The sequence below is a fragment of the Variovorax paradoxus genome, from assembly GCF_024734665.1.
In the GTDB taxonomy this organism is placed as follows: domain Bacteria; phylum Pseudomonadota; class Gammaproteobacteria; order Burkholderiales; family Burkholderiaceae_C; genus Variovorax.
The window spans coordinates 5,561,301-5,579,214 of record NZ_CP102931.1; the positions used below are offsets into that span (position 1 = coordinate 5,561,301).

13 protein-coding genes are annotated in these 17,914 nt (G+C 64.4%); 5 read left to right on the forward strand and 8 right to left on the reverse strand.

Features of this window, described 5'->3' with window-relative positions; genetic code table 11:
* Positions 1-73 precede the first annotated feature (73 nt).
* The 6 genes from NWF24_RS26285 to NWF24_RS26310 are packed head-to-tail and all read right to left on the reverse strand — an operon-like array spanning position 74 to position 7,929.
* Entirely contained in the window at positions 74-1,597 is a 1,524-nt protein-coding gene (locus tag NWF24_RS26285; protein ID WP_258351107.1) for a sugar ABC transporter ATP-binding protein, read from the reverse strand.
* Positions 1,598-1,606: 9 nt separating this feature from the next.
* Positions 1,607-2,818 carry a multiple monosaccharide ABC transporter permease gene (gene mmsB / locus NWF24_RS26290; protein WP_258351108.1) on the reverse strand — a complete coding sequence of 404 codons (1,212 nt, stop codon included), beginning with the start codon at positions 2,816-2,818 and terminating at the stop codon, positions 1,607-1,609.
* Positions 2,805-4,331, reverse strand: a complete 1,527-nt coding sequence (mmsA, locus tag NWF24_RS26295; protein ID WP_258355355.1) for a multiple monosaccharide ABC transporter ATP-binding protein — start codon at positions 4,329-4,331, stop codon at positions 2,805-2,807. Before mmsA ends, mmsB begins: the two co-directional genes overlap by 14 nt.
* 41 nt (positions 4,332-4,372) lie before the next feature.
* Positions 4,373-5,443: a multiple monosaccharide ABC transporter substrate-binding protein gene (gene chvE, locus NWF24_RS26300; protein ID WP_093048199.1), complete on the reverse strand. Its 1,071-nt coding sequence runs from the start codon at positions 5,441-5,443 to the stop codon at positions 4,373-4,375.
* A 12-nt stretch (positions 5,444-5,455) separates the two neighbouring features.
* Entirely contained in the window at positions 5,456-6,421 is a 966-nt protein-coding gene (locus NWF24_RS26305) for an ABC transporter substrate-binding protein (protein WP_258351109.1), read from the reverse strand.
* A gap of 53 nt (positions 6,422-6,474) precedes the next feature.
* Positions 6,475-7,929, reverse strand: a complete 1,455-nt coding sequence (locus NWF24_RS26310; RefSeq protein WP_258351110.1) for an aldehyde dehydrogenase family protein — start codon at positions 7,927-7,929, stop codon at positions 6,475-6,477.
* Between the two features lie 143 nt (positions 7,930-8,072).
* Between NWF24_RS26310 and NWF24_RS26315 the strand changes: the two genes are divergently transcribed.
* A complete protein-coding gene (locus NWF24_RS26315) occupies positions 8,073-9,032 on the forward strand; it encodes a LysR family transcriptional regulator (RefSeq protein WP_258351111.1) in 960 nt (319 codons plus the stop codon).
* A 114-nt stretch (positions 9,033-9,146) separates the two neighbouring features.
* On the opposite strand, the gene NWF24_RS26320 is transcribed toward NWF24_RS26315, so the two are convergent.
* Positions 9,147-9,920 (reverse strand): SDR family NAD(P)-dependent oxidoreductase, encoded by a 774-nt coding sequence (locus tag NWF24_RS26320; protein ID WP_258351113.1) that lies wholly within the window; start codon positions 9,918-9,920, stop codon positions 9,147-9,149.
* Positions 9,921-10,053: 133 nt separating this feature from the next.
* On the opposite strand from NWF24_RS26320, the gene NWF24_RS26325 reads away from it, so the two are divergent.
* The 4 genes from NWF24_RS26325 (at position 10,054) to NWF24_RS26340 (ending at position 16,553) form a co-directional block, all read left to right on the forward strand.
* The gene (locus tag NWF24_RS26325) at positions 10,054-10,992 is read left to right on the forward strand and encodes an SMP-30/gluconolactonase/LRE family protein (protein WP_258351114.1); all 939 of its coding nucleotides are present in this window, start codon (positions 10,054-10,056) and stop codon (positions 10,990-10,992) included.
* Positions 10,993-11,192: 200 nt separating this feature from the next.
* The gene (locus NWF24_RS26330; RefSeq protein WP_258351115.1) at positions 11,193-13,736 is read left to right on the forward strand and encodes a type VI secretion system Vgr family protein; all 2,544 of its coding nucleotides are present in this window, start codon (positions 11,193-11,195) and stop codon (positions 13,734-13,736) included.
* Entirely contained in the window at positions 13,736-15,559 is a 1,824-nt protein-coding gene (locus NWF24_RS26335; protein WP_258351116.1) for an esterase/lipase family protein, read from the forward strand. Before NWF24_RS26330 ends, NWF24_RS26335 begins: the two co-directional genes overlap by 1 nt.
* A gap of 37 nt (positions 15,560-15,596) precedes the next feature.
* On the forward strand, positions 15,597-16,553 hold the full coding sequence (locus tag NWF24_RS26340; protein WP_258351117.1) for a T6SS immunity protein Tli4 family protein: 957 nt from the start codon (positions 15,597-15,599) through the stop codon (positions 16,551-16,553).
* 282 nt (positions 16,554-16,835) lie between these two features.
* Here NWF24_RS26340 and NWF24_RS26345 read toward each other — a convergent pair whose 3' ends face one another.
* Positions 16,836-17,906 (reverse strand): aldose epimerase family protein, encoded by a 1,071-nt coding sequence (locus NWF24_RS26345; RefSeq protein WP_258351118.1) that lies wholly within the window; start codon positions 17,904-17,906, stop codon positions 16,836-16,838.
* Positions 17,907-17,914 lie beyond the last annotated feature (8 nt).

The following is a 17,914-nucleotide window of genomic DNA, read 5'->3' on the forward strand; positions in this document are numbered from 1 at the left end:
CGATGGTGAAGGCCGCCTGCCCCCACCCCTGCCGCCCTCCCCCGGAAGGGGAGGGAGAAAAACAGGAGGTGCTTCATGTGGCCGCAATCATTTCGTACACCTCGTCCTCGGAAGAGCCACCCGGCAGCTCCCCCACCTTCTTCCGGTCCCTCAGCACCACAATGCGATGCGCCACGCGCACCACCTCGCTCATCTCCGACGAGATGAAGATCACCGCCATGCCCGCCTTCGCGAGCCGCAAAATTTCTTCCATGATTTCCTGCTTGGCCGCCACGTCGATGCCGCGCGTGGGCTCGTCGAGGATCAGTAAACGCGGCTCGGTCGCGAGCCAGCGCGCGATCATTGCCTTCTGCTGGTTGCCGCCGGAGAGCAGGCCGATGGGGGTTTCAACACTCGCGGTCTTGATGCCCAGCGACTTGACGAAGCGCTCTGCCATCTCGGTCTGCTCAGCATGCGACAGGAATCGCCGCGTGCCCAAGCGTGCCTGCAAGGCAAGCGCAATGTTCTCGCGTACCGAAAGTTCGGCAACGATGCCATCGGTCTTGCGTTCCTCGGGGCACAGCGCAAGGCCTTCACGGATTGCATCGGCCGGATTCGAAAAACTGACAGCGCGGCCATCAACCTTGAGCACGCCACGGTCGGGCGACTCCAGCCCGAACAGCAGCCGAGCGAGTTCCGTACGTCCCGCGCCCAGCAGGCCCGCGATGCCGACGACCTCGCCCGCGCGCACGCGCAAGTCAGTTGCCTGCAGTTGCCCAGCCTGGCCCAGCCCTTCGGCCTGCAGCAAGGCCGACGCGGCCTCGTCGAACGCAGGCAGCGCAGCAGGCCGCGCCGATTGCGCCGCCAACTCGCGCCCGAGCATCGCGGCAATCAACGCCTGCGGCCCCAAGTCGGCCACGCGCCATTCGCCGATCCAGCTGCCGTTGCGCAGCACCGTGATGCGGTCCGACACCGCATACATCTGGTTGAGGAAGTGCGTCACGAAAACGATCGCCAGTCCCTCGCCGCGCAGCCTGCGCAGCACCTCGAACAACTTCTCAACCTCGTCGTCGTCAAGGCTCGACGTCGGCTCGTCGAGGATCAGCACCTTCGACGACACGCCCAGCGCCCGCGCAATCGCCACCATCTGCTGCACTGCCACCGAGTAGCTCGACAAAAGCCGCGTCACGTCGATGTCGAGCCCGATGCGCGCCAGCAGTTCTTCGGCGCGCCGGTTCACGCAAGCCCAGTCGATGCGAAAGCCCTGCGCCACGCCGCAGCGCGGATAGCGCCCCGCGAACACGTTCTCCGCCACCGACAGGTTCGGGCACAGGTTCACCTCCTGGTAGACCGTGCTGATACCCAGCTTCTGGGCCTCCAGCGGCGAGTGCGGGTGAATCGGCTGGCCGTCGAGGAATATCTCGCCACCGCTGGACGGCAGCACGCCCGTCAGCACCTTGATCAGCGTCGACTTGCCCGCGCCGTTCTGCCCCATCAGTGCGTGGATCTCGCCCGGGTACAACCGCAACTGCACGTCGCGCAGCACCGGAATGCCGCCGAACTGCTTGTGGATGCCCTTGAGCTCCAGCACGGGCGAGGGAGTGTCGTCGTCAGCCATGTACAGCCGTCACTTGTTCTTGTTGTAGACGTCGATGAACACCGCCGCCAGCAGCACCAGCCCCTTGATGACTTGCTGGTAGTCGATGCCGATGCCCAGGATCGACATGCCGTTGTTCATCACACCCATGATGAAGGCGCCGATCACCGCGCCCATCACCCGGCCCACGCCACCCGAGGCCGATGCGCCGCCGATGAAGCAGGCCGCGATCACGTCGAGCTCGAAGCCCAGGCCCGCCTTGGGCGTGGCCGTGTTGAGACGCGCCGCGAACACGAGGCCCGCCAGCGCCGCCAGCGCGCCCATGTTCACGAAAGTGAGAAATGCGAGCCGCTGCGTCTTCACGCCCGACAGTCGCGCCGCCTTCTCGTTGCCGCCCAGCGCATAGATGCGCCGGCCGATAGTCGTGCGGTTGGTGACGAAGTCGTACACCACGATCAGCACCGCCATCACGATCAGCACGTTGGGCAGACCCTTGTAGGTCGAGAGCAGGTAGCTGAAGAACAGGATGATGGCCGCGAAGAACAGGTTCTTCACGAGGAAGAATGCATACGGCTCCTGCTCCATGCCGTGCGCCGCCAGCTTGGCGCGCCCGCGCAGCTTGAAGAACACCAGCGCCGCGGCGGCCAGCGCACCCACGATCAGCGAGGTGGTGCGCAATGCATCGCCACCCAGCGGATCGGGAATGAAGCCCGAGCTGAGCCGCTGGAACTCCACCGGGAACGGCCCCACCGACTGCCCCGCCAGCAGCGCCAGCGTGAGCCCCTTGAACACCAGCATGCCCGCGAGCGTGACGATGAACGAAGGGATCTTGCGGAACGCCACGAACCAGCCCTGCGCCGCGCCGATGACCGCGCCCGCAAGAATGCTCACGATGGCCGTGGGCACGAAGTGCCACTCGTACTCCACCATCAGCACCGCAGCCAGCGCCCCGATGAAGCCGCACACCGAGCCCACCGACAGGTCGATGTGTCCCGCCACGATCACCAGCAGCATGCCCAGCGCCATGATGACCACGTAGCTGTTCTGCAGCAGCAGGTTGGTGAGGTTCAGCGGCCGCAGCAGCGTGCCGTCGGTCAGCACCTGGAACAGCACCATGATCGCGACCAGCGAGATCAGCATGCCGTATTCGCGCAGGTTGTTCTTCAGAAATCCGACATGCAGCTTCGGCGCTTCGGAAGCGGGAATGGCGGCCTTCACCGCGTTCACTTCAGGCTGCGACATGAACAGAGCTCCCCGCACTCACGATGGCGTGCATGATGCGTTCCTGCGAGGCCTCGGCCGCCGGAAACTCGGCGACGAAGCGCCCCTCGTTCATCACATAGATGCGGTCGCACATGCCGAGCAGCTCCGGCAGTTCCGAAGAAATCATGAGAATGCCTTTGCCCTCGCTCGCGAGCTGGTCGATGATGGTGTAGATCTCGTACTTGGCGCCCACGTCGATGCCGCGCGTGGGCTCGTCGAGAATCAGCAGTTCGGGCTTGGTGAAGAGCCACTTGCTCAGCACCACCTTCTGCTGGTTGCCGCCAGACAGGTTGACCACCAGCTGCTCGACGCCCGAGCAGCGGATGTTGAGCGCCTTGCGGTACTCGTTGGCCACCTTGAACTCGCGCCCGTTGTCGATCACCGAAGATTCGGAAATCGCATCGAGATTCGCCAGGCTGATGTTCTTGCGGATGTCTTCCTCCAGCACCAGCCCCAGGCCCTTGCGGTCTTCGGTGACGTAGGCGATGCCGTGGTCGATGGCCTTGCGCACCGTGCTCACGTCCACCTGCTTGCCGTGCATGAACACCGAGCCGCTGATGCGCTGCCCGTAGGACTTGCCGAACACGCTCATGGCCAGCTCGGTGCGTCCCGCGCCCATGAGGCCCGCAATGCCGACGATCTCGCCCTTGCGCACGTTCAGGCTCACGCCCTTGATCTGCTCGCGGTCGGCATGCAGCGCATGGTGCACGCGCCAGTCGCGCACCTCGAACACGGTCTCGCCGATCTTCGGGTCGCGCTGCGGGTAGCGGTGTGCCATGTCGCGCCCCACCATGCCGCGGATGATGCGGTCTTCGCTGATCGCCTGCCTTGCGCAGTTCATCGTCTCGACCGTGGCGCCATCGCGCAGCACGGTGATCGAATCGGCCACCTTGGCAATCTCGTTGAGCTTGTGCGAGATGAGGATCGACGCGATGCCCTGGCGCTTGAGCTCGAGCAGCAGCATCAGCAGCGCATCGCTGTCGTTCTCGTTCAGGCTGGCGGTGGGCTCGTCGAGTATCAGCAGCTTCACCTCCTTGGCCAGCGCCTTGGCGATTTCCACCAGCTGCTGCTTGCCCACGCCCAGGTCGGTTACCAGCGTGGTCGGCGGCTCCTTCAGGCCCACCTTGGAAAGCAGCTCGCGCGTCTTCGCGTACGCGGCAAACCAGTCGATCACGCCGCCGCTGGCAATCTCGTTGCCCAGGAAGATGTTCTCGGCAATGGACAGCAGCGGCACCAGCGCCAGCTCCTGGTGGATGATGATGATGCCGAGCTTCTCGCTGTCGGCAATGCCCCGGAAGCGGCGCAGCTCGCCCTCGAAATGGATCTCGCCGGTGTACGAGTCGCACGGGTAGACGCCGCTGAGCACCTTCATGAGCGTCGACTTGCCCGCACCGTTCTCACCCACCACCGCGTGGATCTCCCCGGCGCGCACGCTGAGGTTGACGTTGCTCAGCGCCTTCACGCCGGGAAACGTCTTGGTGATGCCACGCATCTCGAGGATTGCACCAGCATCGGCGATGCTGCTTTCGATGCTCACTTGATCTGGCTTTCCTTGTAGTAGCCGCTGTCGACCAGCACCGTCTTCCAGTTCGACGCATCCACGCTCACTGGCTTCAGCAGGTACGAGGGCACGACCTTGATCCCGTTGTTGTAGGTCTTGGTGTCGTTCACCTCGGGCGTCTTGCCCGAGAGCATGGCGTCGACCATGGCGACCGTGACCTTGGCCAGCTCGCGCGTGTCCTTGAACACGGTGGAGGTCTGCTCCTTGCGCAGGATCGACTTGACCGAAGGCACCTCGGCGTCCTGACCCGACACGATAGGCATCGGCTGCGAGCCCGAGCCGTAGCCCACGCCCTTGAGCGACGACAGGATGCCGATGGACAGGCCGTCGTACGGCGACAGCACCGCGTCGACACGGTCCTTGGTGTAGTAGGCCGACAGCAGGTTGTCCATGCGCGCCTGTGCCACTGCACCGTCCCAGCGCAGCGTGCCGACCTTGTCCATGCCCATCTGCTTGCTGCGCACCACCAGCTTGCCGCTGTCGATGTAGGGCTTGAGCACCGAGAGCGCGCCGTTGTAGAAGAAGAAGGCGTTGTTGTCGTCGGGCGAGCCGCCGAACAGCTCGATGTTGAACGGACCCTTGCCGCTCTTGAGCCCCAGCGCGGCCTCGATCGACTGCGCCTGCAGCACGCCGACCTGGAAGTTGTCGAAGGTGGCGTAGTAGTCGACGTTCTTCGAGCCCTTGATGAGCCGGTCGTACGCGATGACCTTCACGCCCTTGTCAGCCGCCTTCTGCAGCACATCGGACAGCGTGGTGCCGTCGATGGCCGCAATCACCAGCACCTTGGAGCCCTTGGTCACCATGTTCTCGATCTGCGCGAGCTGGTTGGGAATGTCGTCGTCGGCGTACTGCAGGTCAGTCTTGTAGCCCTTGTCCTTGAAGTACTTGACCATGTTGGCGCCGTCGGCAATCCAGCGGGCCGACGACTTGGTGGGCATCGAGATCGCGATCAGGCCCTTGTCCTGCGCGTTGGCCAGTGGCGTGAAGCCGACGATGGCGAACGCGATGCCCGCGAGAGAGGCTTTGAGGAATTTGCGTTTCATGGGTGTGGGCTCTCAGTACTTGCGATTGGGAAACTCTTTCGCGGCAACTTCCATCGGGAAGATGCCCTCGACCGTCACGATGCGCTTGGGCAGCGTCTTGCCGTCCTTGATGTCTTTCACGGCCTGCATCAGCTGCGGCCCGAGCAGCGGGCTGCATTCGACCGACACGTTGAGCTTGCCGGCGATCATTGCTTCGAAGGCGCCCTTCACCCCGTCGATGGAGATGATGGTGATGTCCTTCGCCGGCTTCAGGCCGGCTTCCTCTATGGCCTGGATCGCGCCGATGGCCATGTCGTCGTTGTGCGCGAACAGCACATTGATCTTCTTGCCCTCGGCCTTCAGGAAGGCTTCCATCACTTCCTTGCCCTTGGCGCGCGTGAAGTCGCCGGTCTGCGAGCGGATGATCTTGAACTTCGGGTCGGCCTTGATGATTTCCTCGAAGCCCTTCTTGCGATCGATGGCCGGAGCCGAGCCCACGGTGCCCTGCAGCTCGACGATGTTCACATCGCCCTTCTGGTCCTTCATCTTCTCGACCAGCCAGCGGCCCGCCTTGCGGCCTTCCTCGGTGAAGTCGGAGCCCATGAAGGTCACGTAGAGCGAGTCGTCCTTGGTGTTGACGGAGCGGTCGGTCAGCACCACCGGGATCTTGGCGGCCTTGGCCTCGCGCAGCACGGTTTCCCAGCCCGACTCCACCACCGGCGAGAACGCGATCACGTCCACCTTCTGTGCGATGTACGAGCGGATGGCCTTGATCTGGTTTTCCTGCTTCTGCTGCGCATCGGAGAACTTGAGATCGATGCCGGCCTCCTTGGCCGACGACTTGATCGACTCGGTGTTGGCGGTGCGCCATTCGCTCTCGGCCCCCACCTGCGCAAAGCCGAGCACCAGTTTTTTCTGCGCGAGCGCAGAGATGGGCAGCATGCCACTGAGGGCAGCAGCGGCGAGCGCGGTGTTGAGGGTGCGGCGATTCATGGTCATGGGATGTCTCCTTCTGTTGACTTGCTTGTTGAGAACCGTTTTTTCGTCGCGGCTCAGGCCAGCATGTAGCCGGTCTTCACCGTCGTGTAGAACTCCGCGGCGTGGCGCCCTTGTTCGCGCGGCCCGTAGCCCGACCCCTTGCGGCCGCCGAAGGGCACGTGGAAGTCCACCCCCGCGGTCGGCAGATTGACCATCGTCATGCCGACCACGGCATGGCGTCTGAAATGCATCGCGTGCTTCAGCGAATTGGTGCAGATGCCCGCGCACAGGCCGAAGGGCGTGTCGTTGCACAGCGCGAGCGCTTCGTCGTAGTCGTCGGCGCGCAGCACGCAGGCCAGCGGGCCGAAGATCTCCTCGCGTGCGATGCGGTGCGAGGGCTTGGCCAGGAACAGCGCGGGGCTCATGTAGTGGCCGACGGTGGCGCGCTCCAGCGCTTCGCCGCCCCACACGTGCTCGGCGCCTTCTTCGCGCGCCACGTCGACCCAGGCGAGGTTCTGCGCCAGGCGTTCTTCGTCAACCACCGGGCCGATGTCGACGCCGCGCTCCAGTGCGTGGCCGATCTTCAGTGTCTTGAGCCGCTGGCGCAGCTTTGCGACAAAGGCGTCGTGCACCGCGGCCTCTACGATGAGCCGGCTCGACGCGGTGCAGCGCTGGCCCGCGGAAAAGTACGCGCCCTGCACCGCGCAATCGACGGCGCGATCGAGGTCGGCATCGGCCAGCACCACCAGCGCGTTCTTGCCGCCCGTCTCCAGCTGCACCTTGGCGCGCCTTGCGGCAGCGGCCTGCAGGATGCGCTCGCCATTGGCCATGGAGCCCGTGAAGCTCAGCGCATCGACCAGCGCGCTGTCGACCAGCGCCTGCCCCACTTCGCGGCCGCTGCCCATCACGAGATTGAAGGCACCGGCCGGCAAGGCGGCGCGGCTGATGATCTCGGTCAGCGCCCAGCCGCAGGCCGGCACCAGTTCGGCGGGCTTGAACACCACGCTGTTGCCATGGGCCAGCGCGGGCGCGATCTTCCACGCCGGGATGACAAAGGGCGAGTTCCACGGCGTGATGAGCCCCACCACGCCGACCGGTTCGCGCGTGACGTCGACCTGCACGCCCGCGCGCACCGAGGCCACGTTCTCGCCGCCGCCGCCGCGCAGGGCTTCGCCCGCGAAGAATTTGAAGATCTGGCCCGCGCGCGCCACCTCTGCAATGGCTTCGGGCAGGGTCTTGCCCTCCTCGCGCGCCAGCAGCAGGCCCAGGTCGTCCTTGCGTGCGAGCAGTTCGGCGCCGATGCGGTCGAGCACGTCGGCGCGCCGCTGCGGCGTGCTGTGGCTCCAGTGGGGAAAGGCCTCGGTGGCCGCGCGGATGGCGGCTTCGGCCTGGCGGCGGTCGGCACGTGCGTACTCGGCCACCACTTCGCTGGTGTCCGAGGGATTGGCGCTCACACCCGTGGTCGCGCTGGTTTCCCAGCGGCCATTGATGTACTGCCGCACGTTCTGATGGAGCTCGCCGTGAATCACCGGGGCGCGGACCTTGTCTCTGTTGTTTTTGGAGTGCTGCGAGTCTATGAATAGATTTGATATCAATCCAATCGTTTTTTAAGCAAAATGGATATCGATCATCGGATTCTGGAAAACCCGATCAGTCCTTCGTTTCAAGAGACATGACCAACTACAACCACTGGTTCATCCGCGCCCGGCTCAAGACCCGGCAACTGCTGCTGCTCGTGGCCCTGGCCGAGGAAGGCAACATCCACCGCGCGGCGCAGGTGCTCAACATGACGCAGCCCGCCGCCTCCAAGCTGCTGAAAGACCTGGAAGACGTGCTGGAGGTGCCGCTGTTCGACCGCCTGCCGCGCGGCATGCGCCCGACCTGGTACGGCGAGACCATGATCCGCCACGCCCGCGTCGCGCTCGCGAGCCTGAACCAGGCGCACGACGAACTCACCGCGCTCAAGGCCGGCCGCTTCGGCCAGGTGAGCGTGGGCGCCATCACCGCTCCGGGCCTCACGCTGATGCCGCCCGCCGTGGCGATGGTGAAGCGCGAACAGCCCGATCTGCGCGTGTCGCTGGAGATCGAGACCAGCCCGGTGCTGATCGAGCGGCTCGAGCAGGGCAAGCTCGACATCCTGGTGGCGCGCCTCTTCGCCGAGCACGACAAGTCGCAGCTGCGCTACGAGGCGCTAAGCGAAGAGCCGGTGTGCGCCCTGGTGCGGCCGGGCCATCCGCTGCTGGGCGTGAGCGGGCTCACGCTGCGCGACGTGGTGAGCGCCGGCTGGATCGTGCCGCCCGCGGGCAGCGTGCTGCGCCACCGCTTCGAGCTGATGTTCCAGGAAGAAGGCCTGGCGCCGCCGACCAACACCATCGAGAGCCCTGCCCTGCTCTTCATCACGCGCATGCTGCAGCAGAGCGACATGGTGGCCGTGCTCGCAACCGACGTGGCACGCTACTACGCGGCGCACGGCATCGTGTCGCTGCTGCCGCTGGACATGCCCTGCCACATGGACGCCTTCGGCATCATCACGCGCACCGACCGGCTGCTATCGCCGGCGGCGAAGGTGATGATGAAGGCGCTGAAGACAGCCAGCATGAGCGTCTACGGACGCAAACTCGAAATCGATTGACCGGATTCATTCGCGGAATGCCGCGGAACCGGCTTTGCCGGGCCGCTGGCATTGCCCCCGGCGAGGGGGTTGGCGAAGCGACACGAAGTGCGCGAAGCCTGGGGGAGTGCCTGATTACGTCCAGCCTGCGTCGACGGTGAACTCTTGAGCGGTGCACATCTTCGCGTCGTCAGACGCGAGGAACAGCACCATGCGCGCGATGTCTTCCGGCATCAGCTTGTCGGGCAGGCACTGGTTGCGCTGCAAGGCCTTCTCGCCCTCTTCATCGAGCCACAGCTTCACCTGCCGCTCGGTCATCACCCAGCCGGGCGACACGGTGTTGATGCGAATACGGTCACGCCCCAGGTCCACCGCGAGCCCGCGCGTGAGGCCGTTCACCGACGACTTGGCGATTGCATAGCAGGGGTAGCCCGAGCCCTTGGTCTGCCAGCCCGTCGAGCCCAGGTTGACCACCGAGCCGAAGCCCAACCGCTTCATGCCCGGCACCACCGACTGGATCGCGAACAGCGCGGGCCGCTCGTTGATGGCCATGCGGTTGTCGTAGTAGTCGGGCGTGACCGATTCGAGCGTGTGGCGGTCGTCGCTTGCCACGTTGTTGACCAGCACCGCGAAGTCGCCGAGTTCGGCAGCCGCGTCGGCAATGGCTTTCTGCAGCGAGGCGATATCGCGCACGTCGCAGGCGCGCCACCATGGCGCCGCGTGGCCGGCCTCCTTGATCTGCTGCGCGAGCGCCGCGCTGGCGCCCTCGGCAATATCGACGAAGGCCACACGCGCGCCCTGCGTCGCGAATGCGGCGACGATGGCCGCACCGATGCCGCTGCCGCCACCGGTGACGAACACCGCGCGGTCCTTCAGGCTGGGATGAATGGAAAGCTGGGGGGAATTCAAGAAAAGTCTCCGAGGTACGCATCACATGACATTGCAATATGAATATCAGTTGATGCCAGTATTTTCAATTTCCGTTATCAATATGCCTTGATACGATCCGCCGCGTCAAGAAGACATCACAAGGAAAGAACAAATGAAAGAGACAAGCCCCTCCCTCCCGTTGCCCGCGCCTTCGGTCGCAGGCGAGCCCGAATGCATCTGGCCCGCCGGCGCCGAGCTCGGCGAGGGCACGCTCTGGTCGCAGCGCGAACAGGCGCTCTACTGGATCGACATCCTCACGCCGCGCCTGTTCTGGTTCCGCCCCGCCGACGGTGCACGACGGGCCTGGACCTTCGACGAAGAGATCACCGCGATTTCCGAGCGCGCGACGGCGCCGGGCCTGATCCTCACGCTGCGTCGCGGCTTCGCGCTTTTCGACACGACACAGCTGCCTGGCGCCGGCGCCAAGCCGCACTACCTGCACCAGCCCGAACCCGAGCGCACGGGCAACCGCTTCAACGACGGTAAGTGCGACGCTCGTGGCCGCTTCTGGGCCGGCAGCATGGACTTCGACTGCAAGGCCCCCACCGGCGCGCTCTACCGCTACAACGCCGACGGCCGCTGCACAAAGCACGACGACGGCTTCGAAGTGACCAACGGCCCGACGTGGTCGGCCGACGGCCGCACCATGTACTTCAACAACACGGTGCTCAACAATCTCTACGCCTACGACTTCGACATGGAAGCCGGCACCGTATCGAACCGGCGCGTATGGCACCGCTTTCCGAAACCCGATGGCCTGCCCGACGGCATGACCACCGACGCGGCCGGCCGGTTATGGATCGCGCACTGGGGCGGCTCCTGCGTGACGTGCCACGACCCGGTGAGTGCGGCCGAGCTATGCCGCATCACGCTGCCTGCGAGCCACGTCACCGACTGCGCCTTCGGCGATGCCGACCTGCGCACGCTCTACATCACGACTGCACGCAACGGGCTCACTGCAGAACAGCAGGCGGCCGAGCCGCTGGCGGGTGGGTTGTTCAAGGTGCGCATCGACAGCCCCGGCGTGCCAGCGGCGCTGTTCGCAGGCTAGAGCACCTCTCTATGCACGAAAGAATGATCGCGCACTAGTTCACGCAAAGCACAGACACCTGATGCGGTGTCATTGCCGTTGGCACATGGGCTCCCAGAATCCCGCCCAAACAAGTTCTTCGCCCTCGGCACGAGAGGCGATCACTATCCAGGGAGCCCAATGTCCAACTTCGACGGCGCGCACGTGCGCGCCCCGCTGCCATGAAGCGGCGGGTAAGCATCCGCACGCCTGCGGGCGATGCAATTCAATTCCACCGCCTTGAGGGCCGCGAGGCACTGAGCCAGCTCTACAGCTTCGACCTCGACCTGCTGGGCAGAGACAACGCAATTGATCCGAATGCGATGCTGGGCAAGTCCGCCAGCGTTGCCATCAAGACCGAACGCGGCGGAGTGCGATACCTCGACGGCATCGTCACCAGATTCGGTCTTGCGCGCGAAGACGACCGACACTGCTTCTACAGGATGCAGCTGCGCCCATGGCTGTGGCTGGCCACGCGCCGCAGTGACTTCAGGATCTTCCAGGACCAGAGCGTTCCCGAGATCATCACAGCCGTGCTGGAGCGCTACGACTACCCGCTCGAGCAGAAGCTCAGCCGCGACTACCGGCGCTGGGACTACTGCGTGCAGTACGGAGAGACAGACTTCGACTTCATCTCCCGCCTCTGCGAGCACGAAGGCCTGTATTACTTCTTCCGTCACGAAGAAGGGCAGCACGTGCTGGTCTGCGCCGACGACATCACCAGTTCGCACGGACCGCTGCCCGGCGGCGAAGAAGTCCGCTTCCACGTCGACGAACAAGCTGGCATGACCGGTGGCCTGGATGCGGGCGAGCGCGTCTACGAATGGTCGGCGTCAGAAGAAGTCCGCTCGGGCCGTTTCCTGCACGACGACTACGACCACCTGCATCCCAAGGCAGACCTGAGCCAGTCGCAGCACAAGCCAGGCGGCCACGACCATGACCGCTACGAGCTGTACGAGTGGCCCGGCGGCTACACCCGGCTCGCAGACGGTGAAGCCTATGCGGCCATCCGCAACGAAGAACAGCTGAGCGAGCGCAGCCGCGCAAGTGGCCGCTCCAACAGGCGCGACCTTGCGCCGGGTTTCACCATGCGCCTGGCAGAGCATCCCCGCACCGATCAGAACCGGCAATACCTGCTGCTCGGCGTGAGCTACGACCTTCAGGAAAATCTTCAGGCCACAGAAGGTGCAAAGGCCTCCGAAGGCTCCGTGCAGCGTTTCGCCTTCGACGTGCAGCCCACGAGCAATCCGTGGCGGCCCCGTCGCACAACGACTAAGCCCCGCACCCACGGCCCACAGACCGCCGTCGTGGTCGGCCCGTCCGGCGAGGAGATCTGGACCGACCAGTACGGCCGCATCAAAGTGCAGTTCCACTGGGACCGCATCGGCCAGAACAACGAGAACTCCAGTTGCTGGATGCGCGTGTCCTCAAGCTGGGCAGGCGCGAACTTCGGCGAGGTGGCGCTGCCGCGCATCGGGCAGGAGGTAATCGTCGACTTTCTCAACGGCGACCCGGACTACCCCGTCGTCATCGGCCGCGTGCACAACGCCGACCGGATGCCGGCATGGGCCCTGCCCCACCAGAAGCATCTGGCCGGCTACCGCAGCCGCGAACTCGGCGGCGGTGAGCGCGGCAACCATCTGGCGCTCGACGACACGAGCGGCAAGGTGCAGGCCCAGCTCAAGAGCGACCACCTGAGCAGCAGCATCAGCCTGGGGCACATCGGCCGCATCGAGGGTACGGCTGGGCGCGAAGACGACCGGGGCCAGGGCTTCGAGCTGCGCACCGATGGGCACGGCGCCATTCGCGCCACGGCCGGCCTGCTCGTCACCACCGAATCGCGCCCGAACGCACAGGCCCACATCACCGACATGCGCGAGACCGTGGCGCGGCTCACGCAGGGGCGCGACCTGCACGAAGGCCTGAGCCAGATGGCGCAGGAGGCCAAGGCGCACGACTCGGGCGATCAAGACGAAGTGGCCCGGGAACTGAAGGAACAGAACGACGCCATCAGGGGAAGCGGAGTCGACCCGGAGCAAGGCCAGTTCCCTGAATTCCGGCAACCGCACCTGACGCTGGCCAGCCCGGCGGGCATCCAGGCCACGGCGCACGGCTCGACGCACATTGCCAGCATGGGGCACAACGCGCTCACCAGCGGCGGGCACACCAGCATCAGCGCAGGCAAGAGCTTTCTTGCAAGCGCGAGGGATGCGGTGCGCCTGTTCGCCTTCAAGGCCGGCATCCGCCTGATTGCCGGCAATGCGGATATCGACGTCCAGGCCCTGCGCAACAGCATCAACCTCCTGGGCAGACTCAACATCAAGCTCGAGGCTGAGCGCATCACGATCACGGCCAAGGAAGAAGTGCTGATCACTGGCGGCTCCAGCTTCAGCCGTTGGAACGCGCAGGGCATCGTGCACGGCACCAGTGGGCTGTGGCGCGAGCATGCGGCGACCCACAGCCTGATGGGGCCGGCCAGGCGCACGCCGGAAGTGGTGAACCGGGATGTGAAGGCAGCTTTCGATCAGGAAGTCCTGTTTCATCACCTCGACGAGAAGAACACGGCTGCAGCAAAGCAGGTGTTCAGGCTCATACGCAATGACGAATCTCAGCCAGAGCCCGCGAACGCCTCCGGCGCAAACACCGGCACCGACGGCACCACGCAATTGCAGCGTTCCGATACTCCCGAGATCTATGGGGTGCGCTGGATGGGGAGGAAGAAATAATGGCTGCCCAGGGTGAAGAAGAGGACGCATGGCTGGATTTCAGCCTCGGCATCGGCGGCTTCGCGGAGGTGGCCGTTGCCACGACGCCCGTGGCCGACAAACGCAAGGTTCGCGTGCGCGTGCCGCCGGGCAAGCTCATACCCATCGTGTTCCTGCCCGGCATCATGGGCAGCAACCTGCGGCTGTCCAAGGCGCGGCAGGCATTGCTCAAGCGCAGCGACAACGTCTCCTGGCGGCCCGATGACACCGGCGATGTCCTGGGTCGGCGCAAAGACAGTCCGGCGCAGCGCCAGATGCGTCTGGACCCGGACGAGGTGGAGGTGGACCGCTACGAGGTCACCGACGATGGCGGCGAGCGCTTCGATGCCACGGGCAACACGACCGTCAGTTCCGACAAGCGCCACGACAACGTGCCCAACAACCTGGGCTACGTCAGCAAACTGCTGATCGACGACCCCAAGGCCGACCCGAACCATCCGCTGGCAGCCAACAGGCGGAGCTTCACGGCCGCGCAGAAGGCCCGCGCGCGCGGCTGGAGCGAGGTGATGTTCAAAGCCTACGGCGACATCATCAAGCACATGGAAAGCCGCCTCAACGACATGCTGCAGGGCCGGGGTGATCAGGTGAAGGTGTCGTTCCCCTGGACGAACAACGAAGACCAGCGGGCAATGGTGGGCTCCGCGCCTTCGAGCTTCGGCGGACAGGGCGCCGCACTCACCGAAGCCGACATCAAGAAGATCGGCAACTGCTGGTACCCCGTGCATGCCTTTGGCTACAACTGGCTCAAGAGCAATGGCGAGGAAGCCAAGTCACTCGCGCCGAAGATCGACAAGCTCGTGCAAACCTACAACGAGAACGGCTTCGACTGCCCGGGCGTGATCCTCGTGACCCACAGCATGGGCGGCATCCTGGCGCGCGCGCTGATTCACTCGGACTACGGGAACATCAAGGACAAGGTGCTTGGCATCGTGCACGGAGTGATGCCCACGACCGGCGCTGCGGCAGCCTACAAGCGCATGCGCGCGGGCTTCGAGGGTGCCCCCCTTTACGATTTCGTCGGGAACGTCATCCAGGGCCTGTTGGGCGACGATGGGGAAAAAGTAACTGCGGTGCTGGCCAATTCACAAGGCGGACTGGAGCTGTTGCCCGCAGCCGCCTACGGGACGCAATGGCTGCATGTGCAGGATCAGGACGGCAACTTCCTTGCGCGACTGCCCCACGACGATGCGGTGGATGAGATCTATGCGCAGGGGCCGCACAAGTGGTGGCGGTTGATCAATCCGAAGTGGATTGATCCGGCCGGGCAACTCGGCAAGCCTCCTGATGAGGGCGGCAAGACTGAAGAACAGATCGGGCCGAAAGCGACTATGGAGCGAATCAAAGATGCCATGAAGTTCGCTGACGCCATCGAGAACACTTTCCACGAGCGCACCTACGCCCATTACGGCAACGACCCAAAGCAATTGGCCTGGAACGAGGTGTCGTGGCGCGTTGTCGATGGGGATGCGGCGAAGGCGGGCGACCCGGCGAACTGGACGATGGTGCCTGGCGAGACGGGCGACAACAAGAAGGGCTTGCTGAAGGTACGCGGCGACTACGGCACTGAACTCATCTTGAAGCTTCAGCCACCCGGTGCCGCGGCCGACGGCACGGTGCCAGTAGAGCGCAGCGCCAGCAAAGTCCAAGCCAAAGTCAAGTTCGTCCAACGCGGCTACGACCATCAGGACAGCTACAAGAACCCCGATGCCAGCGCTTCGACGCTCTACGGCATCGTGCGCATCGCCAACGAGTTCGATCCACCGTGGTGGGACAAGAAGGACTGAAGCGCTTCACCTCGATCATGACCAAGGAAACGACCTGATGACGAACCCTCGCATTGAACGGCTGTTCGAGCACACCAAGCTGATGTGCTTCGGACGCTATGTACTGACAGTCCCCGTGGACTCGCGCCTGGCCTTCGGCCGAGACTTCCCGACCCTGCCCAACCAAGCCAAGGACATTGAGAAGGTGATGGAAGTCGAACGGGCAAAGATTCTGGCGAGGAACAAGACAGCCGAGATCAACTACTTCGGCAGAGGGCCGGCGCCAGATACGTGGTTGATTCGATCCTACAAAAGCGATTCGGCCAAGGAACTCGAACTGGAAGGTTTTCGCATTTATCACGTTGTAGGGCCTCACATCTTTGTGAATGGCAGAGGAACAGACAACGGAGCGACTGCGGAATCCATCCTTCGAGACACGATTGAAATCGCCCAGAATCTGCGCGCTCGTGAACCCGACGAAGTACCTACCGAACAAGGGCTATGCCACGAGTTCGGATTCCGCCGACTGGATGGCTCCAAAGGCAACGTACTGACGCAAGTCGGCCTCCACATGGCTGCATTGCCCGACGTCGTGTTCAGCGTCGAGAGCAACCAGACCATCAACGCCAAGTTTTCCGGCAACAGCGACGGCCTGCTCAAACTCATCGCCGACCAGAAGCGCGAGACGGGCAGCAGATATCCCAAGCTCACGACCTTGCGCGAGGGCAAGAAGAAGGTCCACGGCTGGGACGGCGAAGAGTCGCTGGTGCGCCGCCCCGACGGTACGCAGGACTTCGAGTGGATGTTCATCGGCAAGAACGGCGGCAGCGTCGCGCGCCCCGGCAATCTGAGCGTGGCGATGCGCACCAAGGTCGAAGCGGACCGCATCGGTGCAGCCAAAGCCTCTTCGCTCAACGACGAAGAGGCCATCGCGCTTTGGGACAAGCTGCTCGACGGCCTGAAGTTCCGCGTGGCGGTGCCGGGTGCGCCTGCCGATGCCGTGGCAATCAAGTGACCAGATCAGGGAGGAATCAATCAATGACGAAAAATATCATGAATACGGGTGACGCTCCGTCCAACCCGAAGGCGGCCTCGACCCTTTCACGCCGGCGTGCCTTGCAGGCCGTAGGGACCATGGCTGCATTGCCCTTTTGCCCTGTGGTGTTCACCCATGCCGGGCCAGTCCATGCGGCGGAGTTCGTGACCAACAGGCTGTGGCGACCAACGGCACATGCGATTTCCAGCCGTCGCGGACCGCTCGAGGCTCTGTAAATTGATTCCGATTGCGGCGATGGCTTCACGCAAAAAACCGGTGCTCCGTCGCACTGCGAAACACCTCCCCCGGCCGCAGCACCGTAGACGGAAACCCAGGCTGATTCGGTGAATCCGGATAGTGCTGCGTCTCCAGGCACAACCCGTCCCCCTGCCGCAGACTTGCACCCGCGCTGCCCATGAGGCTGCCGTCGAGAAAATTGCCCGAATAGAACTGCACGCCGGGCTCGCTGGTATGCACTTCCATCACGCGGCCTGTGGCCTCGTGCTCCAGCCGTGCCGCCAGAGCAAGGCCGCGATCGACCTGAGCACGGTCCAGCACCCAGTTGTGGTCGTAGCCATGCGCAAGCAGCAACTGTTCGTGGTCTTCGCGGATGCGCTCTCCGATGTGCGTTGCAGTACGAAAGTCGAACGGCGTCGAAGCCAGGTCGGCGATGCCTGTCGGAATCAGCGTCGCATCCACTGGGCAATAACGGCTCGCGGAAATCGTCAGCCGGTGGTCCATCACCGAGCCGCTGCCCGCGAGGTTGAAGTAGTCGTGGTGGCTCAGGTTCAGCACGGTGGGCTTGTCGGTCAGGGCGCTGTAGTCGATGCGCCATGTGTTGGCGTTCGCGCTCAGCGTGTAGCGCACCGTCATCTGTACCTCGCCGGGGTAGCCTTCTTCGCCGTCGGCGCTGGTGTAGCGCAGCTCGATGGCGATGTCGTCGCCGGCCTCTTGCGCCGACAGCGGCACGATCTCCCAGAAGCGCGTGCCGAAGCCCTTGGCGCCGCCGTGCAGCGAGTTGACGCCATCGTTCAGCCCCAGCTGATGCACCGTGCCGTCGAGCGTGAAGCGCCCCGCCGCGATGCGGTTCGCGAAGCGTCCGACGATGGTGCCGAAGTGCGGATGCGGCTTGCGGTAGTCGGCGAGTGTCGGCAAGCCCAGCACGATGTTCGCGCTGTGCCCATCGCGGTCGGGCACGCGCAATGCGGTGACGATGCCTCCGTGGTTGATGGCACTCAGGCTCAGGCCGCGGCCGTTGTCCAGGGTGTATTCGGTGACGGCGCGGCCGTCGGGCATGCGGCCGAACTCGCGCGATGTGATGCTGTTGCTCATGTGTCTCC

Excerpts from the sequence above, each read along its gene's own strand:
- NWF24_RS26305 (WP_258351109.1), bottom strand. The coding sequence starts at position 6,421 with ATGACCATGAATCGCCGCACCCTCAACACCGCGCTCGCCGCTGCTGCC.
- NWF24_RS26315 (WP_258351111.1), top strand. The coding sequence starts at position 8,073 with ATGACCAACTACAACCACTGGTTCATCCGCGCCCGGCTCAAGACCCGG.
- NWF24_RS26325 (WP_258351114.1), top strand. The coding sequence starts at position 10,054 with ATGAAAGAGACAAGCCCCTCCCTCCCGTTGCCCGCGCCTTCGGTCGCA.
- NWF24_RS26335 (WP_258351116.1), top strand. The coding sequence starts at position 13,736 with ATGGCTGCCCAGGGTGAAGAAGAGGACGCATGGCTGGATTTCAGCCTC.
- mmsB (WP_258351108.1), bottom strand. The coding sequence starts at position 2,818 with ATGTCGCAGCCTGAAGTGAACGCGGTGAAGGCCGCCATTCCCGCTTCC.
- NWF24_RS26345 (WP_258351118.1), bottom strand. The coding sequence starts at position 17,906 with ATGAGCAACAGCATCACATCGCGCGAGTTCGGCCGCATGCCCGACGGC.
- NWF24_RS26340 (WP_258351117.1), top strand. The coding sequence starts at position 15,597 with ATGACGAACCCTCGCATTGAACGGCTGTTCGAGCACACCAAGCTGATG.
- chvE (WP_093048199.1), bottom strand. The coding sequence starts at position 5,443 with ATGAAACGCAAATTCCTCAAAGCCTCTCTCGCGGGCATCGCGTTCGCC.
- NWF24_RS26330 (WP_258351115.1), top strand. The coding sequence starts at position 11,193 with ATGAAGCGGCGGGTAAGCATCCGCACGCCTGCGGGCGATGCAATTCAA.
- NWF24_RS26285 (WP_258351107.1), bottom strand. The coding sequence starts at position 1,597 with ATGGCTGACGACGACACTCCCTCGCCCGTGCTGGAGCTCAAGGGCATC.
- mmsA (WP_258355355.1), bottom strand. The coding sequence starts at position 4,331 with ATGCGTGGCATCACCAAGACGTTTCCCGGCGTGAAGGCGCTGAGCAAC.